Here is a 26,887-nt window from a genome sequence, read left to right on the forward strand (position 1 = left end):
GGAACATCCACATCGGCACCATCGCCGGGAAGTTGAACGGCGTGATGCCCGCGACCACACCCAGCGGCTGGCGGATCGAGGCCACGTCGACCCGGGTGGAGACCTGGGTGGACAGCTCGCCCTTGAGCTGGACGGAGATCCCGCACGCGAGTTCGACGATCTCCATGCCGCGCGCGACCTCGCCGAGCGCGTCGGAGTGCACCTTGCCGTGCTCGGCGGTGATCAGCTCGGCGATCTCGTCGCGGTGGGCGTCCAGCAGCTCGCGGTACTTGAACAGGATCGCCGTGCGCTTGGCCAGGGAGGACTCGCCCCAGCTCTCGAAGGCGGCCTTGGCGGAGGCGACGGCGGCGTCCACCTCGTCGACGGTCGCGAAGGCGACCTGCTTCTCCTGGGCGCCGGTGGCCGGGTCGTAGACGGGGCCGAAGCGGCCGGAGGTGCCCTCGACGGGCTTGCCGTCGATCCAGTGGGTGATGGTCTTCATCGTGTGCGGGGCCTTTCGTGGCGTGCTGTCAGCGGGGAGTTCAGAGGTGGCGGCGGCGGTCGGCGACCTGGCGGTCGTAGCGCTCGCGGGCCTCGACGGCGGCCTCGCGGGAGGCGGTCTCGGCCACCGGCACGTCCCACCAGGCCTCGGCCGGGGGAGCGGTCGGGGCCGGGTCGGTCTCGACGTAGACGCACGTCGGCCGGTCGGAGGCGCGGGCCGCGGCCAGAGCCTCGCGCAGCTCGCGCACCGTCTTGGCGCGCAGCACGTCCATGCCGAGGCTGGCGGCGTTGGCGGCCAGGTCGACGGGGAGCGGGTCGCCGGTGAAGGTGCCGTCGGCGGCCCGGAAGCGGTAGGCGGTGCCGAAGCGCTCGCCGCCGGTCTCCTGCGACAGACCGCCGATGGAGGCGTAGCCGTGGTTCTGGATGAGGACGATGTTGACGGGCAGGCCCTCCTGGACGGCCGTGACGATCTCCGTCGGCATCATCAGATAGGTGCCGTCGCCGACCAGTGCCCAGACCGGGGTGCCCGGGGCGGCCTGCTGGACGCCGATGCCGGCCGGGATCTCGTAGCCCATGCAGGAGTAGCCGTACTCCAGGTGGTACTGGCGCGGGCTGCGGGAGCGCCACAGCTTGTGCAGATCGCCGGGGAGCGAACCGGCGGCGTTGATCACCACGTCGTGGTCGCCGACAACCGCGTCCAGCGCGCCGAGCACCTGCGTCTGGGTCGGCACGGCGTTCTCGTCGTCGGCGCGATAGACGGCCTCGACGACCTCGTCCCAGCGTTCCTTGCCGGCGCGGTACTCGGCCTCGTACGCCTCGCTCACGCGGTGGCCGGAGAGCGCCTCCAGCAGCTTGTCCAGGCCGGACCTCGCGTCGCAGACCAGGGGGCGCGCGGCCAGCTTGTGCGCGTCGAAGCCGGTGATGTTGAGGTTGAGGAACCGCACCTCCGGGTTCTGGAAGAGCGTGCCGGAGGCCGTGGTGAAGTCCGTGTAGCGGGTGCCCACACCGATCACCAGGTCGGCGGTGCGGGCGAGGTCGTCGCTGACGGCCGTGCCGGTGTGGCCGATACCGCCTAGGTCGGCCGGGTGGTCGTGGCGCAGCGAGCCCTTGCCGGCCTGGGTGGAGGCGACGGGGATGCCCGTGGCCTCCACGAACGCCTTCAGCGCCTGCTCTGCCTCGCTGTGGTGGACGCCGCCGCCCGCGACGATCAGCGGGCGCTCGGCGGCCCGGATCGCCTCGACGGCCGCCGCCAGCTCCACCGGGTCCGGCGCGGGCCGCCGCACGTACCAGACGCGTTCGGCGAAGAACTCCTCCGGCCAGTCGTACGCCTGCGCCTGCACGTCCTGGGGCAGGGCGAGGGTGACGGCGCCGGTCTCGGCCGGGTCGGCCAGCACGCGCATGGCCTGGAGCGCCGACGGGATCAGCGCCTCGGGGCGGGTGATCCGGTCGAAGTACCGCGACACCGGGCGCAGCGTGTCGTTGACCGACACATCCGCCTCGACCGGGTGCTCCAGCTGCTGGAGCAGCGGGTCGGGGGCGTGCGAGGCGAAGTAGTCGCCGGGCAGCAGCAGCACCGGCAGCCGGTTGATCGTGGCCAGCGCGGCACCGGTGACCAGGTTGGTGGCGCCCGGGCCGATGGAGGTCGTCACCGCCTGCGCGGACAGCCGGTTCAGCTGCCGGGCGTAGCCGACCGCCGCGTGCACCATGGACTGCTCGTTGCGGCCCTGGTGGAACGGCATGACATCCTCGCCCGCCTCCAGCAGGGCCTGGCCGACCCCGGCAACGTTGCCATGGCCGAAGATGCCCCAGGTCCCGGCGATCAGCCGGCGCCGCACGCCGTCCCGCTCGGTGTACTGGGCGGACAGGAACCGCACCAGGGCCTGGGCGGTCGTCAGTCGGCGGGTGCGGGCGTTCATGCGGAGGTCTCCGGGGCGGTGTAGAGGGGGAGCCGGGGGTCGACCGGCTGGTCCGGCCAGGTGTCGCGGACCCAGGCGTGGTCGGGGTGGTCGCAGATCAGCCAGGCGCGCTCGGCCTCCGGGCCCGCCATGACGTTGAGGTAGTACATGTGGTGGCCGGGGGTGGCCATCGAGGGCCCGTGCCAGCCGTCCGGGATGAGGACGACGTCGCCGTCGCGGACCTCGGCCAGCACATCGGTGTCGCGGCCGGGGCCGGACGGGGAGACGCGCTGGTAGCCGAGGCCGGGGATGCCGTCGTGGCCGGCGAACTCGAAGTAGTAGATCTCCTCCAGCACGGACTCCTCGCCCGGCCGGTGCTCGTCGTGCTTGTGCGGCGGGAACGACGACCAGTTGCCGCCCGGCGTGATCACCTCGACCGCGATGAGCTTGTCGCACTCGAACACGCCCGCCGCGCCGAAGTTGTTGACCTGCCGGGAGCAGTTCCCGGTGCCCCGCAGCTCCACGGGCACGTCGGAGGCCGCTCCGTAGCGCGCGGGCAGCCGGCGGTCGCAGCGCGCGCCGGTCAGCGCGAACCGCCCGCCCACTGCGGACGTCACGGTCGCGCGGGCGTCGCGGGGCACGTAGGCGAAGTCGCTGACGCCGCTGAAGACGTCCCGGCGGCCCTGGAGTTCGAAGGTGTCCCGGCCGAAGTCGTCCGCCGCGGCGACCGTGCAGCCGCCGCTCAGCGGGACGACGATCCACTCGCTGTCGCCGGTCTCGAAGGAGTGCGTGCCGCCCGGCGGCAGCTCCAGGATCCGCAGGCTGGAGTGGCCCCAGCCGGCCCTCTCGGGCGTGAGTCGACGATGTAGGGGCCGCCGAGGGCCTTACCCGCGGGAAGGTGATACGTCATCGTGTGCCTTTCGGATCACAGCAGGTGCCTCTTGCAACACAGCAGGTGCCTTGTGCATCACAGCAGGCCGACGGCCGTGTCCACCGCCTGTTCCACGCTGCCCTCGGCCGGGTAGAGCAGCGAGCGCCCGACGACCAGGCCCTGGACGGTGGGCAGACGCAGGGACTTGCGCCAGCGTTCGTAGGCGCCCTCCTGGTCCTCGCCGACCTCGCCGCCGAGCAGGACGACGGGCAGCGTGGAGGTCTCCAGCACCTCGGCCATGTCGTCCGGGTCGTCGGTGACGGGCAGCTTCAGCCAGGTGTACGCGGAGGTGCCGCCCAGCCCCGAGGCGATGGCGACGGACCGGGTGACCGCATCGGCGGACAGGTCGTTGCGGACCCTGCCGTCGACCCGCCGGGAGATGAACGGCTCCACGAACAGGGGGAGCCGGTGGGCCGCCATGGCGTCGACGGCACGGGCCGTGGACTCCAGGGTGGTCAGCGAGCCCGGGTCGTCGTAGTCGATGCGCACCAGGAGCTTGCCCGCGTCGAAGCGGAGCCGGGCGATGTCCTCGGCGCGGTGACCGGTGAAACGGTCGTCCATCTCGAAGGAGGCCCCGGCGAGTCCGCCGCGGTTCATCGAGCCCATGACGACCTTGTTCTCCAGCACCCCGAGCAGGAGCAGATCCTCCAGGATGTCGGCGGTGGCGAGCACCCCGTCGACGCCGGGCCGGGACAGCGCGGCACACAGCCGTTCCAGCAGATCGGCGCGGTTGGCCATGGCCAGGCGCCGGTCGCCGACCGCGAGGGCGCCGCGCGCCGGGTGGTCGGCGGCCACGATCATCAGCCGGCCGCTGTCGCCGATCAGCGGGCGGCGCACCCGGCGGGCGGCCGCTTCGGCGACCGCCTCGGGGTTCCGCGCTCTGACCGTGGTGAGGTCGGGGATGCCGATGTTCAATGCGGGCTCCGTTTCAGAGGCTCGTGCTCGGCGACGACGCCTCGGCGAGGAGGCCGGCGACCTCGGACTCGGTCGGCATCGCGGAGGAGCAGGCGAGGCGGGAGGCGACCAGGGCGCCGGCGGCGTTGGCGTGGCGCATGATCTTCTCCAGGTCCCAGCCGGAGAGCAGGCCGTGGCAGAGCGAGCCGCCGAAGGCGTCGCCCGCGCCCAGGCCGTTGACCACCTCGACCGGCACCGGCGGCACCTCGGCCCGGGTGCCGTCGCGGTGCACGGCGAGGACGCCCTTGGGGCCCTGCTTGACGACGGCCAGTTCCACGCCCGCCTCCAGCAGCGCGTCGGCGCAGGCCTGCGGTTCGCGCACGCCGGTGGCGATCTCGCACTCGTCGAGGTTGCCGACCGCGACGGTCGCGTGCCGCAGCGCCTCGCGATAGTACGGACGGGCCTCGTCGGGGTCGCGCCAGAACATCGGCCGCCAGTCGAGGTCGAAGACGGTGATGCCGGACTTGTCGCGGGCCTTGAGGGCGGCGAGCGTGGCGGAGCGGCTCGGCTCCTCGCTCAGGCCGGTGCCGGTGATCCAGAAGATGCGGGCCCCGCGGATCGCGAAGAAGTCCAGCTCGTCGGTCTGGATCTCCAGATCCGGGGCCTTGGGGCGGCGGTAGAAGTACAGCGGGAAGTCGTCCGGCGGGAAGATCTCGCAGAACGTGATCGGGGTGGGGTACGCCTCGACCGGGGTGACCCAGCGGTCGTCGACGCCGAAGGACTTCAGCTCCTCGTGCAGATAGGTGCCGAAGGGGTCGTCTCCGGTGCGGGTGATCACCGCCGTACGGCGTCCCAGTCGGGCCGCGGCGACCGACACATTGGCCGCCGAACCTCCCAGGAATTTCCCGAACGTCTCCACACGGTCCAGGGAGACCCCGGTCTGCAGGGGATAGAGGTCGACGCCGATGCGCCCCATCGTGATCAAGTCGAAATGCTGTGCCGGCCCGGCCATGCGCGACCTCCTCGGGAAGCTGGGGATGCGGGTCCCGGGGCGCCCTGACACGGTGGGGGCGTGGTTCCAAGGGACCTGCCGCCCCTCAGGTGTAGGTCTCGGAGGGCGGCGCTGTCAATAGTTTGTACTTACATTCGGACCTGCTTGTGAAATGATGTCTTAACAAAGTATTGACAGCGGGCGCGGCAGGGACTTGTATCCCGTGGCATCGCCACAGTCTGTTTGCGGCATCATGATCCGGACTCCGTAAGGCTCCGGGACCACGGATCCCTTCGTGATCCCTCCCCTTTCCCCCGCAGTAGCACAGTGAGGTGCCAGGAAAGATGGACCGCTCTTCTCACCCCCGCTCCCGCAGAATCGCGCCCGTCGTCGCCGTGGCCGCGGCAGCGGCCCTGACTCTCGCCGGCTGCTCCAGCAGTTCCGGGGGCAAGGGTGCCGAGGAAGGCGCAGCGAACGCCTCCGCCGGCAAGGCGACCACGCCGCGCATGACCGTCGCCCTGGTCACCCACCAGGCGCCCGGCGACACCTTCTGGGACACCGTCCGCAAGGGTGCCGAGGCCGCGGCCGCCAAGGACAACATCAAGCTCATCTACTCCGCCGACCCGAACGCGGGCAACCAGGCCAACCTCGTCCAGACCGCGATCGACCAGAAGGTCGACGGCATCGCGGTCACGCTCGCCAAGCCGGACGCCATGAAGGGCGTCATCGGCAAGGCGGAGCAGGCCGGCATACCCGTCGTCGGTCTGAACTCCGGCCTGAGCGAGTGGAAGAAGTTCAACATGCTGGAGTTCTTCGGCCAGGACGAGTCCGTGGCGGGTGAGGCGTTCGGCAAGAAACTCAACGAGGTCGGCGCGAAGCACGCGCTCTGTGTCATCCAGGAGCAGGGCAACGTCGGTCTGACCCAGCGTTGTGATGGGGTGGAGAAGACGTTCAACGGCAAGCTCAGCAGGGAGAACGTCAACGGCGCCGACAAGCCGTCGGTGAAGACGACGCTCACCGCCAAGCTGAGGCAGGACTCCTCCATCGACTACGTCGTCACGCTCGGCGCCCCGTTCGCGCTGACCGCGGTGCAGTCGGTGGGTGATGCCGGCAGCAAGGCGAAGGTCGCGACCTTCGACCTCGACAAGGAACTCATCAAGGCCGTCAAGGACGAATCCATCCAGTTCGCCGTCGACCAGCAGCCCTACCTCCAGGGCTACCTGGCCGTCGATGGCCTGTGGCTCTACAAGAACAACGGAAACTACAGCGGTGGCGGCGAGCAGCCCGTGCTGACCGGCCCGGCCTTCGTCGACAAGTCGAACGTCGACACGATCGGGGAGTTCGCCGCGAAGGGCACCCGGTGATGAGCATGACCCAGCAGGCTGCGCCGGCGGTGGACACACCGCCGGCCTCCGGCCCCGGCAAGGACGGGCGGACCCGGCAGCGCTCCCTGGGGCTGAGACTGCTCGCTCGGCCCGAGGTGGGCGTCCTCCTCGGCGCCCTGGCCGTCCTGATCTTCTTCCTGATCATGGCGCCGACACTGCGCCAGGGCAGTGCGATGTCGACGGTCCTCTACCAGGCGTCGACCATCGGGATCATGGTCCTGCCCGTGGCGCTGCTGATGATCGGCGGCGAGTTCGACCTGTCCTCCGGCGTCGCGCCGGTCGCCTCGGCGCTGACGGCGAGCATGACCGCCTTCCAGCTGACCCTGAACGTCTGGGTCGGCGTGATCGCGGCCCTGGTGGTGTCCCTGGCCATCGGCTTCTTCAACGGCTGGCTGCTGGTGAAGACCGGGCTGCCGAGCTTCCTGGTCACCCTGGGCACGTTCATGGGCCTGCAGGGCGCGAACCTGGCGGTGACCAAGCTGGTCACCGGCAACGTCGCCACCGACAACATCAGCGACATGGACGGCTTCGACCAGGCCAAGGCCGTGTTCGCCTCGTCCTTCGACATCGCCGGAGTCAACGTCAAGATCACCATCTTGTGGTGGCTGGCTTTCGCGGCGCTGGCCACGTGGGTCCTGCTGCGCACCAAGTACGGCAACTGGATCTTCGCGGCCGGCGGCAACAAGGACAGCGCCCGCGCCGTCGGCGTCCCGGTGAACTTCACCAAGATCTCGCTGTTCATGCTGGTCGGCTTCGGCGCTTGGTTCGTCGGCATGCACAACCTGTTCCAGTACAACACCGTGCAGTCCGGTGAGGGCGTGGGCAACGAGCTGATCTACATCGCCGCGGCGGTGGTCGGCGGCTGTCTGCTGACCGGCGGCTACGGCACGATCATCGGCCCGGTTTTCGGCGCTTTCATGTTCGGCCTGGTCCAGTTGGGCATCGTCTACGCCACCTGGAACCCCGACTGGTTCAAGACCTTCCTCGGCGTGATGCTCGTAGGCGCCACCCTCGTCAATCTGTGGGTCCGCAAGCAAGCGACCCGGAGGTGATCGGAATGACAAGCAACTCCACCGGCACCGACGGGGCCGTTCTGAAGGAGACCCGTCCCGCGGACGACCGTCCCGTGGTCGAGCTGAAGGCCGCGGGCAAGTCCTACGGCAACATCCGGGCCCTGCACGGCGTCGATCTGACTGTCCACGCGGGCAAGGTGACCTGTGTGCTCGGCGACAACGGCGCCGGCAAGTCCACCTTGATCAAAATCATCTCCGGGCTGCACCAGCACACCGAGGGCGAGTTCCTCGTCGACGGCGAACCCGTGCACTTCTCCACGCCGCGCGAGGCCCTGGACAAGGGCATCGCCACGGTCTACCAGGACCTGGCCGTCGTCCCGCTGATGCCGGTGTGGCGCAACTTCTTCCTCGGCTCGGAGATGACCAAGGGCCCCTGGCCCGTGCGCCGTCTCGACATCGAGACGATGAAGAAGACCGCGGACGAGGAACTGCGCGCCATGGGTATCGTCCTGGACGACCTGGAGCAGCCCATCGGCACGCTCTCCGGCGGTCAGCGCCAGTGCGTGGCCATCGCCCGGGCCGTCTACTTCGGCGCCCGCGTCCTCATCCTGGACGAGCCCACCGCCGCCCTCGGCGTCAAGCAGTCCGGTGTGGTGCTGAAGTACATCGCCGCCGCCCGCGAGAAGGGCCTCGGCGTCATCTTCATCACCCACAACCCCCACCACGCCTACATGGTCGGCGACCACTTCAGCGTGCTGCGCCTCGGCACCCTGGACCTGTCCGCCTCCCGCAGCGAGGTCAGCCTCGAGGAGCTGACCAACCACATGGCCGGCGGCACCGAACTGGCCGCGCTCAAGCACGAGCTGAGCGCTGTCCGCGGTGTCGACGTCGAAGAGCTCCCCGACGAGGGGGACCTCACCGCTCCCGTAGCCACGTCCTCGGAAGGAAAGTCCTGACATGGCCCTCGCGCTCGACCGCATCCGGGTCGGCTCCGCCCCCGACTCCTGGGGCGTCTGGTTCCCCGACGACCCCCAGCAGGTGCCCTGGGCACGCTTCCTCGACGAGGTCGCCGAAGCCGGCTACTCGTGGATCGAACTCGGCCCCTACGGCTACCTGCCGACCGACCCGGCCCGGCTCACCGACGAGGTGGCCAAGCGGAACCTGAAGGTCTCCGCCGGCACCATCTTCTGCGGACTGCACCGCGGCCCCTCCGAGTGGGACTCCACCTGGGAGCAGGTCAGCAACGTGGCCGCGCTCACCCAGGCCATGGACGCCAAGCACCTCGTCGTCATCCCGTCCTTCTGGCGCGACGACAAGACCGCCGAGATCCTGGAGGCGCCGGAGCTCACCACCGAGCAGTGGCGCAACCTCACCACCGGCATGGAGCGCCTCGGCCGCGAGGTGAAGGACAAGTACGGCCTGGACATCGTCGTCCACCCGCACGCCGACACCCACATCGACACCGAGGCGCACGTCGAGCAGTTCCTCGACTCGACCGACTCCGAGCATGTCAACCTGTGCCTGGACACCGGGCACTACGCCTACTGCGGCGGCGACAGCGTCAAACTGATCGAGACGTACGGGGAGCGCATCGGCTACCTCCACCTCAAGCAGGTCGACCCGGAGATCCTCGCCGACGTCGTCAAGAACGAGGTGCCCTTCGGCCCCGCGGTGGCGCGCGGTGTGATGTGCGAACCGCCGGCGGGCGTCCCCGAGATGGGCCCGGTCCTCACGGCCGCCCAGAAGCTGGGCGTGGACCTGTTCGCCATCGTCGAGCAGGACATGTACCCCTGTGAGCCGGACAAGCCGTTGCCGATCGCGGTGCGCACCCGTAAGTTCCTGAGGTCCTGCGGCGCCTGACGACCCGAAAGGACGGCCGATCACCATGACCCAGCGTCCGCACACGCTCGGAGTCGCAGTCATCGGTACCGGAAAGATGGGCGCGGACCATGTCCGCCGCATCGAGGAGGTCATCAGCGGAGCGCGGGTGACCGCTGTGGTGGACGTCGACGCGGACCGCGCGAAAGCCGTCGCGGCCCGCGTCGACAACTGCACGGTTCACACTGACCCGGCCGCCGCGATGGGGGCGGCCGACGTCGACGCGGTCATCGTCGCCTCGCCGGGCCCCGCCCACGAGGCGGCGCTCCTCGCGGCCTTCGAGCACGACCTGCCGGTGCTGTGCGAGAAGCCGCTCACCCCTGACGCGGCCGCCGCGCTGCGCGTGGTGCGGGCCGAGCAGGGGCTCGGGTACCGCCGGGTCCAGGTGGGCTTCATGCGGCGCTACGACGCCGAGTACATGAAGCTCAAGTCCCTGCTGGAGACGGGCCAGTTGGGCCGTCCCCTGATGCTGCACAACCGGCACCGCAATGTCGCCAGCCCGCCCGGTTGGACGTCCGAGATGCTCATCAACGACTCGGTGACGCACGAGATGGACGTCACCCGCTGGCTGCTCGGCCAGGAGATCACGGCCGTCACCGTGCTCGCCCCGGCGCCGTCGGGGAACGCGCCGGACGGCATCCGCGACCCGCAGTTCGTCGTGTTCGAGACCGACGGCGGCGCCGTCGTCGACGTCGAGATCTACGTCAACTGCGGCTTCGGCTACCAGGTCCAGGCCGAGGTCGTCTGCGAACGCGGCACCGCCCGCGTCGGCGACGGCCACGCCATGGTCACCCACGCCGCCGGCCGCTGGGGCGGCATCATCGCCCAGGACTACATCGAGCGGTTCGCCGACGCCTACGACCGTGAGGTCCAGGCCTGGGTGGACGCCGCCCAGCGCGGCGAGGTCACCGGCCCGAGCGCCTGGGACGGCTACGCCGTGGCCGCGGTGTGCGAGTCGGGCGTACGGGCACTTCAGGACGGGGGCCGCGTAGAGGTGGCGCTGGTGGAGAAGCCCGCTCTGTACCGTTGAGTTGTTGGTTGCCGGACCGGGGGCAGGGGAGTCATGATCCGCTGTTGCTGACCGTGTGCCGATCTGGGCGAGTTCGCCGATCTGCATCTGCAACGGGCGGCCTGCGGCGTCGGTGCGGACGTGTTCGCGGTGGAGACGTATGGGTCAAGCGCTGCGGGCGCATGATCCGGATCAGCGGGATCTCCCCCGGCAAAGGCACCCTCAAGTCCTTCGGAGACCAGCCACCCGGTAGATCATTTCATGTACTCTTCAACTCGCCAGCGCGCCACGTGAAGTGGCGTCAGGGGAGAGCTGAGGAGGTAAGGAACGTGAAGGTCAGGAGACTGATCGGCGCCGGGGTCGCAGCAGTGGCTATGACGGCCATGGCATCCGCACCGGCAAGTGCCGATACGACAGTCACCGGCGGCAACGTGGAAATGGTGATCTTCGGCAGCGGTACCCACGTCAACTCTGTCACTATCCACGGGCTCCCGGAACCGCAAGGCCCTGCCCAGTATCAGTTCACCTATTTCGCCACCACCTCGCCGACCAAGACGCACACCATGATTTGCGGTGGCAGCAGCACGGGTGGCAGCTGCAGTTACAAATTCAAGATCAACGCCACATACGCCAAGGGAGTCGGAATCAAGAGCTGCGGGTCGATCAAGCGTGTCGACAACCAGCAGCTCCTCGGAACCGCCTGCAAGAAGTGGTGATGGAGTAAGGCCCCGCCTGGCGCGGCATACTCCACGATGATTCCGGACCTTCCGCCCCGCCTCCCAGTCGGGGCGGAAAGTCGTTTTGCCCGATCCAGGGCGTCGCCGCCGACGGTCCCTCAGCCCGCGAGCGTCGTACGCGGCCGCGGCTCGAAGCCCGCCGCACGGTAGGACGCGTCGATGAGCTCCATCGTCGTCACCGCGTCGTCCGCGTCCAGCGGCAGCGCCGCACCGTCCCGCACCGCGGTGGCGAACGCCTCCAGCTGGTACGTGTACGACGAGCGCGTCCCGAGCCGCTCCGTGCGCTCGCCCTCCGGGGTGCGGACCACGACCCGGTCGTCCATCTGAGGCAGCACGAAGTTGGCGGCCGTGGCCTCGCCCCGGGAGCCGACGATCCGGATGCTCATGTCCAGGCCGTCGTACGCCATATGACAGCGGGCGGAGCCCGTCGCGCCGCCGGGGAACTCCAGATCGGCGTCCAGCCACTCGTCGACCCCGGGCGCACCCGCCCGCTCCCCGCCCCTGGCCCCGGCCAGACGCGGTGCGCCGCCCGCCCAGGGGGCCAGCATCCGCAGCGCGTGCAGGCTGTAGCAGCCCAGGTCCATCAGGGCGCCGCCGGCCAGCGGCAGCGACCAGCGAGGGTCGGTGTCCGGCGGCGCGGCGATGGCGACCATGGCCTCGACATGCCGGAGTTCGCCGAGTTCGCCCGAGGCCAGCAGCTCGTGCAGGCGGCGGGTGACGGGATGGAAGAGGTAGTGGAAGGCCTCCATGAAGACCGTCCCGGCCTTACGGGCGGCCTGCCGTACCTCCGCCGCCTCCTCCGTGTTGCTCGCCGACGGCTTCTCCGACAGGACGTGCTTGCCCGCCGCCAGGGCGGCCAGGTTCCACGGGCCGTGCAGGCCGTTGGCGAGCGGGTTGTAGACGACGTCGATCTCGGGATCGGCCACCAGCTCGGCGTACGACCCCGCCACCCGCTCCACACCGTGCCCGGCGGCGAACGCCTCGGCCCGGGCACGGTCGCGGGCGGCCACCGCGACGAGACGGTGGCCGGTCGCCCGGGCCGGGTCGATCAGGGAGCGTTCGGTGATCCGCGCGGCTCCCAGCAGTCCTATGCGCAGTGGTTCCCGGACTGGTTCGCTCATGCCTGCCATGTCTCCTTGATCGTCACGGGACGGTGCTCGTGCGTCGATGGTGTGCGCAAAGATCCTGGTCGCCCCTCGGGCGGCAGCGGCGTAGCGTGATCAGTGCCTTCGAGGGGAGCGGTGATGGGTACAGCACACGACCTGATGATCGTGGCGACGGACGCGGCCGGCGGCCGGCCGGTGACGCAGGGCGACCTGTCGCTCGGGCTGGCCGGGGCCGAGGTGATCGACCTGCTCGGTGCCGAGGTGGTGACGCTGGACGGTGACCGCATCGTGCCCCGCCCGGCGCCGTCCCTCGAGGACCCTCTGCTGGAGCGGGCCGCGACGGCGCTCGTGCGCGAGGCGCCGTACGAGCCGATCGAGGACTGGCTGTGGCGCAGAGGCCGTGGACTGGCCGAGGAGTACGTGACCGTCCTCCAGGAAGAGGGGGTCGTCGCACGGCCGCGGGCCTCCTGGATCCCCTTCCGCGGCACCGGGCCGAAGCCGGTCGGGTCCCCTGCCCGGCAGCGCGCCCTGCACCGCTGGGCGACCGACGAGCCGGTGCTCGCCACACTCGCGGCCGCCGTCGGGTTGCGCGACGAGGTGCCCGAGGACCTCCCGGAGCCCGACGACGCGGCCCGTACCGTACTCGCCGCGGTGGTCGACGCCGTGACGGAGCTGGACGCCGTCCGCCGTCGGCGGACCCTCGAGGACGAGGCGTTCGCCAACGTCTGGCGCGCTCCGTGAGCCACGGCGGCCGCCACGACCTCAGGCCACCCGTACCTCCTCGATGGTCACCGGGCGGTGCTCGTGCAGCGACAGGGTGCACGCGTCGGCGATCCAGCCCGCCTCCAGGGCGTCCTCGATCGTGCAGGGGGAGGGGCGGGTGCCGGCGACGACCTCGGTGAACGCGGTCAGTTCGGCGCGGTAGGCCTCGGTGAACCGGTCCATGAAGAAGTCGTGCGGGGTGCCCGCCGGGAAGGTGACGCCCGGCTCGACCGAGCGCAGCGGCAGCTTGTCCTCCAGGCCTACGGCGATGGAGTCCGTGAAACCGTGGATCTCCATGCGGACGTCGTGACCACGGGCGTTGTGCCGGGAGTTGGAGACCACGGCGATCGTGCCGTCGTCGAGGGTGAGGATCGCGCCGGTGGTGTCGGCGTCACCGGCCTCCTTGATGTAGTCGGCGCCCCGGTTGCCGCCCACGGCGTACACCTCGGTCACCTCACGGCCGGTCACCCAGCGGATGATGTCGAAGTCGTGCACCGAGCAGTCGCGGAAGATACCGCCGGAGGCTGCGATGTACGCGGCCGGGGGCGGCGCCGGGTCCAGCGTGGTCGACCGCACGGTGTGCAGCGTGCCCAGCTCACCGGCCTGGACGGCGGCCCGCGCGGCGACGAACCCGGCGTCGAAGCGGCGGTTGTAGCCGATCTGGATCGGCACGTCCCTGCCCTGGACGGCCTTGAGCACCTCGACGCCCTCGCTCATGGTCTTCGCGACGGGCTTCTCGCAGAAGACGGGCACACCGGCCTCGACCCCGGCCAGGATCAGCCCCGGGTGGGCGTCGGTCGCCGCCGCGATCACGATGCCGTCCACGCCGGCGGCCAGCAGGGCCTCGGGCGAGTCCACGACCTCGGCGCCGAACCGCTCGGCCGCGGCCTTGGCGGCACCCGCGAACGGGTCGGTGACGACGAGCGACTCGACGGCGTCGAGCCCGGAGAGGGTCTCGGCGTGGAAGGCGCCGATACGGCCGAGGCCGAGGATTCCGATACGCATGGGTATTGCTCCTTGGTGTAAACGGGGGGGGGTGCTGCTACGCGCCTTTGTTCCTCAGTCGAGTCCACCGAGCACGTTCTGATCCCAATCGATGATCGACCCGGTGACCACCCCGGACCGATCCGACAGCAGCAGGACCACGAAGTCGGCGATCTCGTCCGGCTGGCCCAGCTTGCCCATCGGCAACTTCTCCGCGGCCTGCTCAGGCCAGTCGTCCCCGGCCCCGTGGAACGCCCGCTGGGTCGCGTCCTCGCCCTCCGTCGCGGTCCAGCCGATGTTCAGCCCGTTGATCCGGACCCGGTCCCACCGGTGCGCGTGCGCGGCGTTGCGGGTCAGCCCGATCAGCCCCGCCTTCGCGGCGACGTACGGCGCGAGAAACGGCTGCCCGCCGTGTGCCGACGACGTGATGATGTTGACGACCGTGCCGGGCGCCTCGCGCGTGACCATGTCCGCGACCGCCGCCTGCATGGCGAAGAACGGTCCCTTGAGGTTGATCCCGATGTGCTGGTCGAACAGCTCGGGCGTGGTGTCCAGCAGCGTCCCGCGGGAGGTCAGCCCGGCCGAGTTCACCAGGCAGTCGACGCGGCCGTACGCCTGGACGACGCGGGCCACGGAGGCCTTCGCCTGCTCGGCGTCCGACAGGTCGGCCCGTATGTACAGGGCCTTGCCGCCCGCGGCGATCAGCTCCTCCACCAGGGCCTCGCCCGGCTCGGGACGCCGCCCGGTGACGGCCACGACCGCCCCCTCGCGGACCGCGGCCCGCGCGACGGCGGCGCCGACGCCCTGGCTGCCACCGTTGACCAGGACGACCTTGTCGTCGAGAAGTCCCACGAATTCCTCAGCTCTCTCGCCGTTCGGTACCGGCCCGCAGCTCCGCGCGGAGCGCCTCCGGGGTCCACTTCTCGCGCAGCGCCCGGCGCAGGAGATCCGCCTGCGAGGGCGGGGCCAGGCCGTCGATCGGCGGGTCGCTGTCGAGGTTGGTGGGGAAGGGGTAGCCCTCGGCGCTCGCCGCGATCACCCGGTCCAGCCATGCCTGGTCGGCGCCCTCGGCCCGGCGCTTGAGCAGCGCCGGGTACACCGCGTTCGCCACGGCCTCCCGGTCCACCGTCTCCATCGCCCGCCCGAACGCGGACGACACCTGAAGCAGGTTCGCCATGCGCCGGATGTCCGCCGAGCGGTTGGTGCCGGCCGCGTGGAAGAGCGCCGGGTTGAAGAAGACCGCGTCGCCCTTCGCGAGCGGCAGCTGCACCTGGTGCGCCTCGAAGTACGCCCGGAACCCGGGGAGCCGCCAGGCGAGATAGCCGGGCTCGTACTTCTGCGAGTGCGGCAGATACATCGTCGGCCCGGACTCCACCGGCATGTCGCAGTGCGCGACCGCGCCCTGGAGGGTCAGCACGGGGGAGAGGCGGTGCACGTGCGCGGGGTAGGCGGCGGCGACCTCGTTCGACAGGAAGCCCAGGTGGTAGTCGCGGTGCGCGCTCTGCGCGGCACCGCCCGGGTTGACCACGTTGAGCTGGGAGGTGACCTGGTAGCCCGGGCCCAGCCAGGCCGAGGCGACCAGCGCGAGCACCTCGTTGGCGTAGTAGTCGGCGAAGGCCTCCGCGTCGTACAGGGCCGCCTTCTCCAGCGCGTTCCACACCCGGTCGTTGGCGCCCGGCTTCGCGAAATGGTCACCGGCCGTCGCGCCCGAGGCGCGCTGCTCGGCGATCAGGGCCTCGAACACGGCGGTGGCCCGGTCCACGACCTCCAGGTCGGGAAAGGCACCGCGGAAGACGACGATGCCGGGGCCGTCGGCGAGCGCGCGGGACAGTTCGGCCTGGACCACCCGGTCGCCCTCGAGCAGACCGGCCTCGTAGACCGGCACGTTCCGCTCCACCGCGGAGGCGTGCGGATAGTCGGCGGGGTCCGTCGCCTGCTCGACCAGCGCGCGGAAAGCGTCGAGATCGCAGTCCTGCTCGGACAGCCAGGCACGGTGGTGTACGGAAGTGAAGGACATCGTCGTCCCTTCGGGGTCACGGAGCGACGCAGCCCTGTCATTCTTGTCAGTACAAACCCCTCGAACAACCAGCAGGCAGCCATCAAAAACCCCTCAAGGAGCCGGCGCATGGGCCACCCCTTCCCGATCCGGGAGATCGCTCGTCAGGCGGGACTGAGCGAGGCGACCGTCGACCGGGTGCTCAACGGCCGGGGCGGGGTGCGGGAGAGCACCGCGCGGGAGGTGCGCCGGGCGATAGCCGACCTGGACCGCCAGCGCACCCAGGTCAGGCTGGTGGGCCGGACGTTCATGGTCGACATCGTGATGCAGGCACCCGAGCGCTTCACCACGGCGATCCGCGCCGCCCTGGAGGCCGAGCTGCCGTCCCTCCACCCGGCGGTGCTGCGCTCCCGCTTCCACTTCCGCGAGACCGGCCCGGCCGGGGAACTGGTGCGGACCCTCGACCGGATCGCCCGGCGCGGCTCGCAGGGCGTGATCCTCAAGGCCCCGGACGTCCCCGAGGTCACCGCGGCCGTCGGCCGGCTCGAAGCGGCCGGCATCCCGGTCGTGACCCTGGTGACCGACCTGCCCGCCAGCGCCCGCCGCGCCTATGTCGGCATAGACGACCGGGCGGCCGGGGCGACGGCCGCCTATCTGATGGGGCAGTGGCTCGGCGGCCGGCCGGGCAACATCCTCACCAGCCTCAGCAGCGGCTTCTTCCGCAACGAGGAGGAGCGCGAGATGGGCTTCCGCGGCGGGATGCGCGCCCGGCACCCCGAGCGCACACTGGTCGAGATCGCCGAGGGGCAGGGCCTGGACGCCACCCAGTACGACCTCGTGCGGGCCGCGCTGGAACGCGACCCGGAGATCCGCGCCGTGTACTCGATCGGCGGCGGCAACATCGCCACGCTCAGGGCGTTCGAGGACCTCGGCCGCGAGTGCGCCGTGTTCGTCGCGCACGACCTCGACCACGACAACACCCGGCTGCTGCGCGAGCACCGCCTGTCCGCCGTGCTCCACCACGACCTGCGCCAGGACGTGCGCGAGGCCTGCCACACCGTCATGCGGGCGCACGACGCGCTGCCGCCGGCGGGACCGACCCTGCCGTCCGCGATCCAGGTGGTGACGCCGTACAACATGCCGCCGCAGGCCGCGGGTGTGTGAGGCAGGGTGCCTTACCGTCGTCCTCATGTGGACATCGCGCCCGGACGGCGGCCCCGACCGGTTGCTGACGCTCGCCGACGGCGTGTTCGCCATCGCCATCACGCTGCTGGTCCTGGACCTCTACGTACCGCGCGGACTGGACGCGGACCAGTACGGCCAGGCCCTGCGCGGGCTGCTCCCGGACCTCGGGGCCTACGCGCTCAGCGTCACGGTGCTCGGCAGTTTCTGGCACGACCACCGCAGGATCTTCCGTGATGTGCGGGAAATTGATGGACAGGTGATCACCCTGTCCATCGCCGGACTGGGTGTCGCGGCCCTGGTGCCCTTCCCGACCAGGCTGCTCGCGGAGTACGGCGACGAGCCCGTCTCGGTCGCCGTCTACGCGGCAGCGGTCGCCGCGATGGGCGCCGGCCACCTGGCGCTCGCCGCCCTCCTGGCCAAACGCCCCTGGCTCCGCCACGGCACGCCGTCGGAGGCCGGCACCACGCTCTACCTCCTCGACAGCGCCACGATGGTGGCGGTGTTCGCCGTGACCGTCCCGCTGGCCCTGGTGATGGGGTCCCACGCCATGTGGCTGTGGCTCGTCCTCGTCCCGGTGAGGTTCCTCCTCGGCCGCCGCCTTCAGAAGCAGTCCTGAGACGTCACGCCCGCGCGGACACGTCCGCCCAGGCACCACTGGCCGCCGACCGTGCCATCGCGTCCAGCGCGGCGGCGCTGTGCACGGCGTCCGTGAGCGTCGCCCCGTGCGGGATGCCCTCCGCGACCGACCGCAGGAAGCGGTACGCCTCGATGACCTTCAGGTCGTCGTACCCCATCGAGTTCGCCGCACCGGGCTGGAACGCGGCGAACTCGCCGTGGCCCGGGCCGACGTACACCGTGGTGACGGACTGGTCCTGGTACGTCGTGCCGCGGCTGACGCCCAGTTCGTTCATCCGGCGGAAGTCCCAGAACACCGCGCCCTTCGTGCCGTGCACCTCGAAGCCGTAGTTGTTCTGCTCGCCGACCGAGACCCGGCAGGCCTCCAGGACACCGCGCGCCCCGGAGGCGAAGCGCAGCAGGCAGCTGACGTAGTCCTCGTTCTCGACGGGGCCGATCTCCCCGCCGGAGGCGCGGCTGTGGCCCGACGTGGCGCCGGTCGGGCGGGCCCGCTCGGGCAGGAAGATCGCGGTGTCGGCGGTGAGGGACGTGATGTCACCGAGCAGATGCCGGGCCAGGTCCGTGCCGTGCGAGGCCAAGTCGCCCAGCACCCCGCTGCCGCCCCGCTCCCGCTCGTACCGCCAGGTCAGCGCACCCTCGGGATGAGCCGCGTAGTCGCTGAACAGCCGGACGCGCACATGGGTGACCGTGCCGATCTCCCCGGCGGCGATCAGCTCGCGGGCCGCCTCGACGGCGGGCGCGTTGCGGTAGTTGAAGCCGACGGTGCCCTGTACACCCGCCTTCGAGACCGCGTCCGCCACCGCACCGGCGTCCTCGGCGGTCAGACCCACCGGCTTCTCGATCCAGATGTGCTTGCCCGCCTCGGCCATGGCGACGCCGATCTCGCGGTGCAGGAAGTTCGGCGCGGTGATGCTGACCGCCTTCACCCGAGGGTCGGCGACCACGTCGCGCCAGTCGCGCGTAGTGGAGGCGAACCCGAACTGCGCGGCGGCCTCCTCGGCCCGGCCCGGCACCTCCTCGGCGACCGTCACCAGCTCCGGAACGAGGGGCAGCCGCGGATAGTGGTGCCGCACGCGTGCGTACGCCTGGGTGTGCACCCGCCCCATCCAGCCGAATCCGATGACGGCGACGCCGAGCGTGTCGACCATGAGAGCCCCTTTTTGGACCGTTCCATAACCTGTCCAGCCCACCCTGAGCGCGGTTTCCCGTGGCTGTCAACCCTTTGACAAGCCGGTGACCCGCATGGAACGGTCCATCTCATGAGACCGCCGACGATCCGTGACGTGGCCGAACGGGCCGGCGTCTCCAAGTCGCTGGTCTCCCTGGTGCTGCGCGGCTCCGACCAGGTACGGCCCGAGAAGCGGGAAGCCGTGCTCCGGGCCGCCCGGGAGCTCGGCTACCGGCCCAACGCCGCCGCCCGCAGTCTCAGCGAACAGCGCACCCGCACGGTCGGCGTCCTGCTGAACGATCTGCGCAACCCCTGGTTCGTCGACCTCCTCGACGGCCTGAACTCCCTGCTGCACGCCCACGGCCTGCACATGCTGCTGGCCGACGCGCGCCTCAACCGCCGCACCGGCCAGGACCCGGCCGACCCGCTGCTGGACCTGCGCGTCGACGGGCTGGTCGTGGTCGGCACCCTGCCCGACCCGGCGGCCCTCGGCGCGGTCGCCGCGCGGATGCCGGTCGTCCTGGCCGGCGCCCGCGAGCCGGTGCCGCCCGGGGTGGATCAGGTCGCGGGAGACGACGAGAAGGGCGCCCGGCTGGTCACCGAGCACCTCATCGGCCTCGGACACCACCGCATCGCACACCTCGCCGGCTACGGAGCCGTCGGCGAACTGCGCCGCCGCAGCTTCGAGGCGACGATGCGGGAGCACGGCCTGGCGGACCGGGCCGTCGTCGAGACCGGCGACATGACCGAGGAGGGCGGCTACCGGGCCGCCGTCCGCCTCCTCAACCGCCCCGACCGGCCTACGGCCGTCTTCGCCGTCAACGACATCACCTGCGTGGGCGCCCTCTCGGCGGCGGAGGAACTGGGCCTGCGCGTGCCGCACGACGTGTCCCTCGTCGGCTACGACAACACGAGCATCTCCCGGCTGCGCCATCTGTGGCTCACCACCGTCGACAACGCCGGCCACGAGGTCGGCCGCCGCGCCGCCCGTTTCCTCCTCGACCGTTTCGAACGACCCGGGGGAGAGGGGCGCGTGCACCTGGCGACGCCGACGCTGGAGGTCCGGGGAACCACGTTTCGTTTTCAACGAGGCTGATTCCGGCGGGATTTCCCGAGTCGCCGCTCCTGACGGGCGGGACTAGAATTTATCCCGACACCCCCAAATCCGAGAGTGCCAAGGCGGCTTGGCGTTTTCTTCCTTTCCCTCCACTTTCGCTGGAGGAGGCATCATGGATCCGCACCGCGCCGAAAAGCAGAGGAACATGCCGGGCCCGGAGGCCGACAAGCCGCTGAGAATGGTTCCGGATGTGGGTGAACACGCGGACGCCGACGGTGTTCTGCGGGCCTACGCGGATCCCGGGGCGACCCTGACCCGCGCCCCGACGGCTCGCAAGGCCATCGATCGTTTCCTGAAGGCGCGCTCCCAGGACCTCAAGACCGAGCGCATCGACCTGCGCGAGGTGGACTCCACCGAAGGCGCGGCCACCCTGCGCGTGCGCTACCAGCAGTTCCACCACGACCTGCCGATCGTGGGCGCCACGGTTCAGGCCGTCGCCGATGTGAACCAGGCCGCCGTCGTCCAGGTCGACCACACGGCGGAGGTCGATGTCACGGATGCCCCCGACCCCGGCACGGCCCAGCCGCTCGACGCCGTGCGGAAGAACGCCCTGGCGCCGTTCCAGGGCGATTTCGCGTCCGTCGGCATCGTCAGGGACGAACTGGTGTATCTGCGGGACACGGCCAGGCCCTCATTGCCGGAGACCGACTATCCCACCGCGTCGATCGCCCTGCTGAAAAAGGGGCAGAAGCCCGACGGCGCCCTCCATCTCGTGCACGATCTGCTCGTCGAGACCACCGGCCCCTTCGAACATTTCCGGGTCGTCGTCGACGCCGTGTCCGGGAAACTGCTGTGGCTCGCCCTCGCCGGGAAATATGTGACGGCCGATCTCAAGGTCTTCATGCCCGACCCCGTGACCGAGTCCGACGACGGCACGGTGCACGGCCATTCCAGTACGGCCACCCTCGACGCCCTCTGCCACGACGTCCAGGCGGAGGTCGCTCCCGCCGTCGGGGGCAGGTTCCGGCTCGACGGGGAGTGGTTCAGGTGTATCGACCGGGACAGCCCGGCCTTCCCCCAGCCGGAGGAGGAGTCGCCGGACTTCTCCTACCGGACCTACCCCGCCGACCGTGCCTTCCTGAGCGCCAACGCCTACTACTGGCTCGACTCCTTCGCGCGCTACCTGCGCACTCTGGGCAACACGGCGCTCAACACCAACATGGTCAAGGTCGACGTGGACGCCCAGGCCCACAACGGCGCCGACCAGAGCTCGTGGCTCGGCTCGGCGACGCCCCCGCGGATCCGCTTTGGCGAGGGCGGCGCACCGGACTCGGCCGACCTGGGGGTCATCGGCCACGAGTACACCCACGGCGTGTTCCAGTGGCTCGGCGCAGAGCACGGTGGCTCTCTCGCGTATGAGCACAGCGTCTGTGACGCGCTCCCCGCGATCTACCGCGACCGGTTCAACCCCCACGGACACCGGCGCACGGAGACGTTCCCCTTCGACAACAACGCGACCGACCAGTGGAGCGCGGTGCGACGGCTCGACCTCCCCCAGCGCTTCGACGCGCCGGCGTTCAACGGCTTCGACTTCAACCTGCGCAACTCGATGCTCGGCACGGCACTGTGGCGGTGCTACCTGGGCATGGGAGGCGACTCGCCCGATCCCGCCGTACGGATCGCGGCGGCCGACGCGATCAACAGGACGATGCTGGAGATGCTGCTCATCGTGCCGGACGACACAACCTCGGCCCGCAGCCATGCCGTGAGCATGGCCAGGGGCTGCATCACGGCCGACTCCACGCTCACCGGCGGCCTCTACAGCAAGGTGATGGACGAGGCCTTCGTGAACCAGGGGCTGTGGGCGCCGCGGCCGGTGGACGTCTACATCGGCGACAACCCGGCCGATCTCGGCGCGGTGCCGAGCGGCGTCCCGCACTGGTCGTCGCCGGACATCTGGGTCCGCAACAACGACATCAGCGCCGGTGACAATCCCGAGCTCGGCCACCAGCCGCCCGTCAACGACCGGCCTAACTTCCTCTATGTGCGGGTGCACAACCGAGGGACCCAGGAGGCCGCGAGCGGCGCGTTCCAGGTGGAGGCGTTCCGGTGCGATCCGGGCACGGGGATGCTCTGGCCCACGCACTTCCGGTCGCTGGGCACGGTGGTCATCGACCAGCCGATCCCCGCGGGCGGGGCGGTGCGGGTGGGGCCGCTCGTGTGGACCCCGCAGATCGCCGACCACGAATGCCTGGTCGCCGTCGTGCACGGAGCCCCCGACCCCGCCATCACCGCCACCCTCAACGGGCCGGTGCCGCACGGTCTCCTGGTGCGGTTCGACAACAACGTGGCGCAGCGGAACGTGGCGCCGCAGCTAGCCGCACTGGGCGGCAGGACGCACATGTCGATCACGCTGCGCGGCGGGCTCGCCAGGACCACAGGTTCCTGGCAACTGGACGCGACGGCCCTGCCGGACGACACCCGGGTCTCGATCCGCACGCTGACCCGCGTCACACAGGACGCGGAGCTGACCGGCTGCACCGTGACCGAGACGGGCGCCGTCCGCTCCACGCTGGAGATGCCCGGAGGCGGAACGGCCGCCGTCGAGGGGTTCACGCTGGAGCCCGACGACCGGGTGGCGGCCGACATCACCATCGACTTCTCCGAGCACGGCGAGCACCTCCGGCTCTATCCGTTCGTGGCCACCCAGTACCAGGACGGTCAGCTCGCGGGGCGGATGACCATCCAGATCACGGCCGTGCAGGAACTGGAGGACTTCTTCTTCGGCAACCCGCACAGCGGCGAACTGCACGTCTCCACCTGCCCGCACTGGTCCAGGCTCGGCGCCGGCAGCAAGGTGCCCTTCCTGCGCGCCGAGGACGCGCTCGCCCGCGGCTACAACGGCTGTGCCTACTGCCGACCCGCCCTCCAGGCCGGCTGAGGAGGCAGGAGATGGACCGCGACGTACTCGATGGCCTGCCCCTCGCGCCACCGCTCAAGGGCCATCCGCCCAGCCCCGCAGAACCCTTCGTGCCGGCGGAACGCGGGGTGGCGGGCAAGCGGGCGGACGAGTCGATCGCCCCGCTCGTCGCCTCGGTGTCGGCGGACGCCCTGCGCGACACCGTGGAGGCCCTGGCTGACTTCCCGACGCGGCACACCTTCTCGCCGTTCATCGGACCGGCGGCCGACGAGGTCGCCGGCCGGCTGTCGGTGGCGGGATACCCGGAGGTGACCAGACGCACCTGGATCAACGCCGGTCACAGCGCCGACAACGTGATCTGCACCAAGCCCGGCACAGCGGCCGACGGGCCCGTCATCATCCTGTGCGCCCACTACGACTGCCGTATGCAGAACCCGGACGACGCCACGGCACGCGCGCCGGGCGCGGACGACAACGCCAGCGGGGTGGCCGCGACCCTGGAGATCGCCCGCCTGCTCGCCCCGGTCGCCCTGGCAGGCACGGTCCGGTTCGTGGCCTTCTCGGGCGAGGAGCAGGGACTCTGGGGTGCCACGGCATACGCGGCGGCGCTCCAGGCCGCGGGGGTCTCGGCCCTGCGGGTGGTGAACCTCGACATGGTGGGCCGACCTCCGGCGGACGGCACCGTGACGGTGGAGCGCGACCTGGGCAACGCCGTGCCGGGCAACGACGCCGCCTCGCACGCCTTCGGCGAGGTAATGGCGCAGGCGGCGGTGGACCACACGTCGCTGCCGGTGCGACTGGGTCCCATCTTCGCCAGTGACTACATGCCGTTCGAAGCGCGGGGCGATGTGGCGATCGGTGCGTACGAAGGGGAGGGGAACCCGCACTACCACCGAACCTCCGACGCCCCGGACACGCTCGATTACGGCTATCTCGCCGACATCACGAGATTCACCCTGGCGACCGTACTCGCCGAAGCCGTCGCCGCATGAGTCAGTCTTCCCTGCATGCGCCCCCCCGTTCGACAGGCACTCCCTCAGGGAGGGCAACGCATGCCGACTCAAGCCCGTCCGAGCACCGGAGAGCAGGCCAAGCAGCACGCCCCCACGGCCGCCTTCGCCGCGCACAGCCCTTCCAGGGCAGTTCCACGGCCGTCCGCTGGCCGGAGATCTCCCGGACGCGTGCGCGCAGTTAGTGGTTGAGGTCCAAGTAGGTATCAACCCGTATGCCCGAGTAGGGAGTTGCCGTCGACTTCGCGTATTGTTGGCGGCATATGCCCGGGAGTTGAGCTCCCCAGGGCGCGCGATCGCGCAGGCGAAGGGGGACCACGACGTGGACGAGACGCGGCACCGAACCGTCCGGCGTGCCGGACTGATCGGGGGTGCCGTCCCGGCACTCCTGGCCGTCGCGGCCTGCGCCGGCCACGCGACCAAGGCGGAGATCCCCTGGTGGGCCGTCCTCGCCGTCGCCGTCTCGACCGTGGGCCTCGCCGGCCGGACCGGGGCCCAGATCGGCCGGAGCCACCACGAGGGCCGCGAGGCCGAGGCCCCTCCCCGGGTGCGGTAGGGTTGACCTGCGTGATCACGCGGCTCACCCGCGCGAGACACATCGGGACGTGGCGCAGCTTGGTAGCGCACTTGACTGGGGGTCAAGGGGTCGCAGGTTCAAATCCTGTCGTCCCGACTTGTGAGAGTCGCGGCTGAGGGCCGGTTTCGGAGGCATCCGGAACCGGCCCTCGGTCATGCCCGGGGCCCTGTCGCGTACAGCTCCCGCCTCGACGTCGTGAAGCGTGCGAGGGCGTCCGGGAGGGGGGTGATGCCGATGCCGGGGGACGTGGGCACGGGGAGGTGGCCGTCGTGGAGGGTGAAGGGTTCCGTGATGTCCTCCGCGAAGTAGCGGTGGGAGGCCGAGGTGTCCCCGGGGAGGGTGCAGCCCGGGAGGGCGGCCAACGCCAGGTTGGGAGCGCGGCCGATGCCCGTCTCCAGCATGCCGCCGCACCACACCGGCACACCGTGGGCGGTGCACACATCGTGGATGCGGCGGGCTTCGAGGTAGCCGCCGACGCGGGCCGGCTTGACGTTGACGACCCGGCAGGCGTCCATCGCGATCGCGGACGCGGCGTCGCGCGCCGAGTGGATCGACTCGTCGAGGCAGACCGGGGTGCGCAGACGTCGCTGGAGCCGCGCGTGGGCGTGGAGGTTGTTCTCCTCCAGCGGCTCCTCGATCAGCAGCAGTCCGAAGGCGTCGAGTTGCCGCAGATGGTCGGCGTCGGCGAGCGTGTAGGCGGTGTTGGCGTCGACCTGGAGCGGGAGTGCGTCGCCGAAGCGTTCGCGCACCGCGCGCACCGGTTCCACGTCCCAGCCCGGCTCGATCTTCAGCTTGATACGGAGGTAGCCCTCGGCGAGGTAGCGCTCGACGTCGTCCAGCAGTTCGGGCAGGGAGTTCTTGATGCCGACCGAGACGCCCGCGGGCACCCGTTCGTGCACTGATCCCAGGAACGTCGCCAAAGGCATTCCGTAGGCGCGGAGTTCGGCGTCCAGGAGGGCGGTTTCCAGGGCCGCCTTGGCCAGCTCGTGTCCCTTGACGGAGGCCATGGCGGGGCCGACGGCCGCCGTCGTCGGCTCGGGGAGAGCGGCCACGCGCGGCAGCAGGAAGTCCCGGATGACCATCTCGGCGCCGGCGACGAACTCCGAGCAGTACAGGGGCTCGGGGTCGGCGGCGAACTCCGACCAGCCCTCCGCCTCGTCGGTCACCACGTGCAGCAGGAAGGTGTCCTTGCTGTTCATCGTCCCGAACGAAGTGCGGAACGGGGCGACGAGCGGGATGGCGACGTGGAGCAGTTCCACCCGTTCGAGCTTCATCGCTGCCTCTCGCCGGGGGTGTCGCACGACGAACGGGTCAGCAGGTACCAGCCGTCACGTGACATGGCCGTCGCGCGCAGGCCCTCGGCGTACGCCTCGGTGAACACCCCGCGGACGGCGTGCCGCCACGCGAGCGCGACGGCCGGGTCGGCGGCGCGCAGCGCGACGATGTCCTCGGGCACCCGGCACCACAGCCGGTCCCCGTCGCGCAGGGCGAGCGGCCCGCCGTCCGGTGCCCGGGTCACGACGCCGGCCGCCGAGCGGTCAGCTGTGGGGTCGTCCGTGCGCGTGGTCCCCGTCGCCAGGTCCCACGTGATGGTCAGCCGGTCGCTTTCGTCGCCGTCGTTCACGCCGTCGTTCATCGGCCCGTAGAAGTCGACCAGGTACTCGCTGCCGACCGCGCCCAGCTTGACCAGGTTGAAGCGGGCGTTGCGGCGGACCAGCGGATCGAAGGTCCAGCGCATGGTGGTGGCGCCCTGCTCCAGCGCCCACACCCGCTGCGCCTGCTTGACGGCGAAGCCCACGCCCCGGCCCGCCCCGGCCGCCGCCGCGACGAACGAGTACACGTCCCGCTCGGCGGGGGCGCCGAACACCGCCACCGCCGCCCCGGCGAGCCGCTCGCCCGACGGTCCGGGGGCGTACGCGGCGTGCACCGCGCCACCGGCGTGCACCAGGCTGTGCAGCACCTCGGCCGGGTACGGCGGGGTGGCCCTGGGCGTCTGCCACACGTCGGCGAGGAAGCCGGCCACGGCGTGGATCCCGGCCACGTCGTGCACGGTACGGACCGTCACCGCCGCGGTGCGGGCCGCGGCGTCCGCGATGCCCGCCCAGGCACCGGGCACTGTTCCCCCGGCCGTGCGGGGCGCTTCCGCCGGCCCGGGCGGCCCGGCGGCGGAGATCGTCACAGGTGTCATGCGGTGAGTCTCCGGCGCCGGGGCCCGACGGCCGTTGTCGGCAGGCACAATGAAGGCACGTGCCTCTGTTGCGATCGGCCAAGGA

The 26,887-nt window shown here is 70.9% G+C and carries 24 protein-coding genes, 1 tRNA gene and 1 pseudogene; 14 read left to right on the forward strand and 12 right to left on the reverse strand.

Annotated elements, in window-relative coordinates; all coding sequences use genetic code 11:
• The 5 genes and pseudogenes from ACWIF2_RS08155 to iolC form a co-directional block, all read right to left on the reverse strand.
• On the reverse strand, positions 1 to 481 hold a 481-nt coding region (locus ACWIF2_RS08155), incomplete at its 3' end, for an aldehyde dehydrogenase family protein (RefSeq protein WP_454359301.1).
• A gap of 40 nt (positions 482 to 521) precedes the next feature.
• Positions 522 to 2,396, reverse strand: a complete 1,875-nt coding sequence (gene iolD, locus ACWIF2_RS08160; RefSeq protein WP_454359303.1) for a 3D-(3,5/4)-trihydroxycyclohexane-1,2-dione acylhydrolase (decyclizing) — start codon at positions 2,394 to 2,396, stop codon at positions 522 to 524.
• Positions 2,393 to 3,285, reverse strand: a pseudogene (gene iolB, locus ACWIF2_RS08165) (5-deoxy-glucuronate isomerase). The gene iolD and the pseudogene iolB overlap by 4 nt, the downstream one beginning before the upstream one ends.
• A gap of 57 nt (positions 3,286 to 3,342) precedes the next feature.
• A complete protein-coding gene (locus tag ACWIF2_RS08170) occupies positions 3,343 to 4,221 on the reverse strand; it encodes a Cgl0159 family (beta/alpha)8-fold protein (RefSeq protein WP_454359305.1) in 879 nt (292 codons plus the stop codon).
• A gap of 13 nt (positions 4,222 to 4,234) precedes the next feature.
• Positions 4,235 to 5,212: a 5-dehydro-2-deoxygluconokinase gene (gene iolC / locus ACWIF2_RS08175; protein ID WP_454359307.1), complete on the reverse strand. Its 978-nt coding sequence runs from the start codon at positions 5,210 to 5,212 to the stop codon at positions 4,235 to 4,237.
• Between the two features lie 323 nt (positions 5,213 to 5,535).
• Between iolC and ACWIF2_RS08180 the strand changes: the two genes are divergently transcribed.
• The 6 genes from ACWIF2_RS08180 to ACWIF2_RS08205 all read left to right on the forward strand — a co-directional run bounded on the left by ACWIF2_RS08180 (position 5,536) and on the right by ACWIF2_RS08205 (position 11,192).
• A complete protein-coding gene (locus ACWIF2_RS08180; RefSeq protein WP_454359308.1) occupies positions 5,536 to 6,555 on the forward strand; it encodes a sugar ABC transporter substrate-binding protein in 1,020 nt (339 codons plus the stop codon).
• Positions 6,555 to 7,628, forward strand: a complete 1,074-nt coding sequence (locus ACWIF2_RS08185) for an ABC transporter permease (RefSeq protein ID WP_454359310.1) — start codon at positions 6,555 to 6,557, stop codon at positions 7,626 to 7,628. The genes ACWIF2_RS08180 and ACWIF2_RS08185 overlap by 1 nt, the downstream gene beginning before the upstream one ends.
• Positions 7,629 to 7,633: 5 nt before the next feature.
• On the forward strand, positions 7,634 to 8,545 hold the full coding sequence (locus tag ACWIF2_RS08190) for an ATP-binding cassette domain-containing protein (RefSeq protein WP_454359312.1): 912 nt from the start codon (positions 7,634 to 7,636) through the stop codon (positions 8,543 to 8,545).
• A 1-nt stretch (position 8,546) separates the two neighbouring features.
• Complete coding sequence (locus tag ACWIF2_RS08195) at positions 8,547 to 9,449, forward strand: sugar phosphate isomerase/epimerase family protein (RefSeq protein WP_454359314.1); 903 nt, start codon at positions 8,547 to 8,549, stop codon at positions 9,447 to 9,449.
• Between the two features lie 25 nt (positions 9,450 to 9,474).
• Complete coding sequence (locus ACWIF2_RS08200) at positions 9,475 to 10,497, forward strand: Gfo/Idh/MocA family protein (RefSeq protein ID WP_454359315.1); 1,023 nt, start codon at positions 9,475 to 9,477, stop codon at positions 10,495 to 10,497.
• Between the two features lie 308 nt (positions 10,498 to 10,805).
• A complete protein-coding gene (locus tag ACWIF2_RS08205) occupies positions 10,806 to 11,192 on the forward strand; it encodes a hypothetical protein (protein WP_454359317.1) in 387 nt (128 codons plus the stop codon).
• Between the two features lie 119 nt (positions 11,193 to 11,311).
• Here the strand turns inward: ACWIF2_RS08205 and ACWIF2_RS08210 are convergent, their stop codons facing one another.
• On the reverse strand, positions 11,312 to 12,334 hold the full coding sequence (locus tag ACWIF2_RS08210; protein WP_454359319.1) for a Gfo/Idh/MocA family protein: 1,023 nt from the start codon (positions 12,332 to 12,334) through the stop codon (positions 11,312 to 11,314).
• 123 nt (positions 12,335 to 12,457) lie between these two features.
• Here ACWIF2_RS08210 and ACWIF2_RS08215 point away from each other — a divergent pair, with 123 nt between their 5' ends.
• Positions 12,458 to 13,060 (forward strand): GOLPH3/VPS74 family protein, encoded by a 603-nt coding sequence (locus ACWIF2_RS08215; protein ID WP_454359320.1) that lies wholly within the window; start codon positions 12,458 to 12,460, stop codon positions 13,058 to 13,060.
• Positions 13,061 to 13,081: 21 nt separating this feature from the next.
• On the opposite strand, the gene ACWIF2_RS08220 is transcribed toward ACWIF2_RS08215, so the two are convergent.
• Genes ACWIF2_RS08220 through ACWIF2_RS08230 form a run of 3 tightly spaced genes read right to left on the reverse strand, consistent with a single transcriptional unit; the run spans position 13,082 to position 16,082 of the window.
• Positions 13,082 to 14,086, reverse strand: a complete 1,005-nt coding sequence (locus tag ACWIF2_RS08220) for a Gfo/Idh/MocA family protein (protein ID WP_454359322.1) — start codon at positions 14,084 to 14,086, stop codon at positions 13,082 to 13,084.
• 54 nt (positions 14,087 to 14,140) lie between these two features.
• Positions 14,141 to 14,917: an SDR family oxidoreductase gene (locus tag ACWIF2_RS08225; RefSeq protein ID WP_454359323.1), complete on the reverse strand. Its 777-nt coding sequence runs from the start codon at positions 14,915 to 14,917 to the stop codon at positions 14,141 to 14,143.
• 7 nt (positions 14,918 to 14,924) lie between these two features.
• Positions 14,925 to 16,082 carry a phytanoyl-CoA dioxygenase family protein gene (locus ACWIF2_RS08230; RefSeq protein ID WP_454359324.1) on the reverse strand — a complete coding sequence of 386 codons (1,158 nt, stop codon included), beginning with the start codon at positions 16,080 to 16,082 and terminating at the stop codon, positions 14,925 to 14,927.
• A gap of 108 nt (positions 16,083 to 16,190) precedes the next feature.
• Here ACWIF2_RS08230 and ACWIF2_RS08235 point away from each other — a divergent pair, with 108 nt between their 5' ends.
• Positions 16,191 to 17,225, forward strand: a complete 1,035-nt coding sequence (locus ACWIF2_RS08235; protein ID WP_454359326.1) for a LacI family DNA-binding transcriptional regulator — start codon at positions 16,191 to 16,193, stop codon at positions 17,223 to 17,225.
• Between the two features lie 25 nt (positions 17,226 to 17,250).
• A complete protein-coding gene (locus tag ACWIF2_RS08240; RefSeq protein ID WP_454359327.1) occupies positions 17,251 to 17,862 on the forward strand; it encodes a TMEM175 family protein in 612 nt (203 codons plus the stop codon).
• Positions 17,863 to 17,866: 4 nt separating this feature from the next.
• Here the strand turns inward: ACWIF2_RS08240 and ACWIF2_RS08245 are convergent, their stop codons facing one another.
• Positions 17,867 to 19,030, reverse strand: a complete 1,164-nt coding sequence (locus ACWIF2_RS08245; protein ID WP_454359328.1) for a Gfo/Idh/MocA family protein — start codon at positions 19,028 to 19,030, stop codon at positions 17,867 to 17,869.
• A 111-nt stretch (positions 19,031 to 19,141) separates the two neighbouring features.
• Here ACWIF2_RS08245 and ACWIF2_RS08250 point away from each other — a divergent pair, with 111 nt between their 5' ends.
• The 5 genes from ACWIF2_RS08250 to ACWIF2_RS08270 all read left to right on the forward strand — a co-directional run bounded on the left by ACWIF2_RS08250 (position 19,142) and on the right by ACWIF2_RS08270 (position 24,710).
• Positions 19,142 to 20,146: a LacI family DNA-binding transcriptional regulator gene (locus ACWIF2_RS08250; protein WP_454359329.1), complete on the forward strand. Its 1,005-nt coding sequence runs from the start codon at positions 19,142 to 19,144 to the stop codon at positions 20,144 to 20,146.
• Between the two features lie 133 nt (positions 20,147 to 20,279).
• On the forward strand, positions 20,280 to 23,048 hold the full coding sequence (locus ACWIF2_RS08255; RefSeq protein ID WP_454359330.1) for a hypothetical protein: 2,769 nt from the start codon (positions 20,280 to 20,282) through the stop codon (positions 23,046 to 23,048).
• A gap of 11 nt (positions 23,049 to 23,059) precedes the next feature.
• Positions 23,060 to 24,019 carry a M28 family metallopeptidase gene (locus ACWIF2_RS08260; protein ID WP_454359332.1) on the forward strand — a complete coding sequence of 320 codons (960 nt, stop codon included), beginning with the start codon at positions 23,060 to 23,062 and terminating at the stop codon, positions 24,017 to 24,019.
• A gap of 292 nt (positions 24,020 to 24,311) precedes the next feature.
• Complete coding sequence (locus ACWIF2_RS08265; RefSeq protein WP_454359334.1) at positions 24,312 to 24,593, forward strand: hypothetical protein; 282 nt, start codon at positions 24,312 to 24,314, stop codon at positions 24,591 to 24,593.
• A 43-nt stretch (positions 24,594 to 24,636) separates the two neighbouring features.
• Positions 24,637 to 24,710, forward strand: a tRNA-Pro gene (locus ACWIF2_RS08270).
• Positions 24,711 to 24,766: 56 nt separating this feature from the next.
• Here ACWIF2_RS08270 and menC read toward each other — a convergent pair.
• A complete protein-coding gene (gene menC / locus ACWIF2_RS08275; protein WP_454359336.1) occupies positions 24,767 to 25,888 on the reverse strand; it encodes an o-succinylbenzoate synthase in 1,122 nt (373 codons plus the stop codon).
• On the reverse strand, positions 25,885 to 26,802 hold the full coding sequence (locus ACWIF2_RS08280; protein WP_454359337.1) for a chorismate synthase: 918 nt from the start codon (positions 26,800 to 26,802) through the stop codon (positions 25,885 to 25,887). The genes menC and ACWIF2_RS08280 overlap by 4 nt, the downstream gene beginning before the upstream one ends.
• Positions 26,803 to 26,887: the final 85 nt, after the last annotated feature.

The sequence above is a fragment of the Streptomyces sp. NPDC055506 genome (genome assembly GCF_053643595.1).

Excerpts from the sequence above, each read along its gene's own strand:
- iolD (WP_454359303.1), bottom strand. The coding sequence starts at position 2,396 with ATGAACGCCCGCACCCGCCGACTGACGACCGCCCAGGCCCTGGTGCGG.
- iolC (WP_454359307.1), bottom strand. The coding sequence starts at position 5,212 with ATGGCCGGGCCGGCACAGCATTTCGACTTGATCACGATGGGGCGCATC.
- ACWIF2_RS08180 (WP_454359308.1), top strand. The coding sequence starts at position 5,536 with ATGGACCGCTCTTCTCACCCCCGCTCCCGCAGAATCGCGCCCGTCGTC.
- ACWIF2_RS08185 (WP_454359310.1), top strand. The coding sequence starts at position 6,555 with ATGAGCATGACCCAGCAGGCTGCGCCGGCGGTGGACACACCGCCGGCC.
- ACWIF2_RS08190 (WP_454359312.1), top strand. The coding sequence starts at position 7,634 with ATGACAAGCAACTCCACCGGCACCGACGGGGCCGTTCTGAAGGAGACC.
- ACWIF2_RS08195 (WP_454359314.1), top strand. The coding sequence starts at position 8,547 with ATGGCCCTCGCGCTCGACCGCATCCGGGTCGGCTCCGCCCCCGACTCC.
- ACWIF2_RS08200 (WP_454359315.1), top strand. The coding sequence starts at position 9,475 with ATGACCCAGCGTCCGCACACGCTCGGAGTCGCAGTCATCGGTACCGGA.
- ACWIF2_RS08210 (WP_454359319.1), bottom strand. The coding sequence starts at position 12,334 with ATGAGCGAACCAGTCCGGGAACCACTGCGCATAGGACTGCTGGGAGCC.
- ACWIF2_RS08215 (WP_454359320.1), top strand. The coding sequence starts at position 12,458 with ATGGGTACAGCACACGACCTGATGATCGTGGCGACGGACGCGGCCGGC.
- ACWIF2_RS08220 (WP_454359322.1), bottom strand. The coding sequence starts at position 14,086 with ATGCGTATCGGAATCCTCGGCCTCGGCCGTATCGGCGCCTTCCACGCC.
- ACWIF2_RS08230 (WP_454359324.1), bottom strand. The coding sequence starts at position 16,082 with ATGTCCTTCACTTCCGTACACCACCGTGCCTGGCTGTCCGAGCAGGAC.
- ACWIF2_RS08235 (WP_454359326.1), top strand. The coding sequence starts at position 16,191 with ATGGGCCACCCCTTCCCGATCCGGGAGATCGCTCGTCAGGCGGGACTG.
- ACWIF2_RS08240 (WP_454359327.1), top strand. The coding sequence starts at position 17,251 with ATGTGGACATCGCGCCCGGACGGCGGCCCCGACCGGTTGCTGACGCTC.
- ACWIF2_RS08245 (WP_454359328.1), bottom strand. The coding sequence starts at position 19,030 with ATGGTCGACACGCTCGGCGTCGCCGTCATCGGATTCGGCTGGATGGGG.
- ACWIF2_RS08250 (WP_454359329.1), top strand. The coding sequence starts at position 19,142 with ATGAGACCGCCGACGATCCGTGACGTGGCCGAACGGGCCGGCGTCTCC.
- ACWIF2_RS08255 (WP_454359330.1), top strand. The coding sequence starts at position 20,280 with ATGGATCCGCACCGCGCCGAAAAGCAGAGGAACATGCCGGGCCCGGAG.
- ACWIF2_RS08260 (WP_454359332.1), top strand. The coding sequence starts at position 23,060 with ATGGACCGCGACGTACTCGATGGCCTGCCCCTCGCGCCACCGCTCAAG.
- menC (WP_454359336.1), bottom strand. The coding sequence starts at position 25,888 with ATGAAGCTCGAACGGGTGGAACTGCTCCACGTCGCCATCCCGCTCGTC.
- ACWIF2_RS08280 (WP_454359337.1), bottom strand. The coding sequence starts at position 26,802 with ATGACACCTGTGACGATCTCCGCCGCCGGGCCGCCCGGGCCGGCGGAA.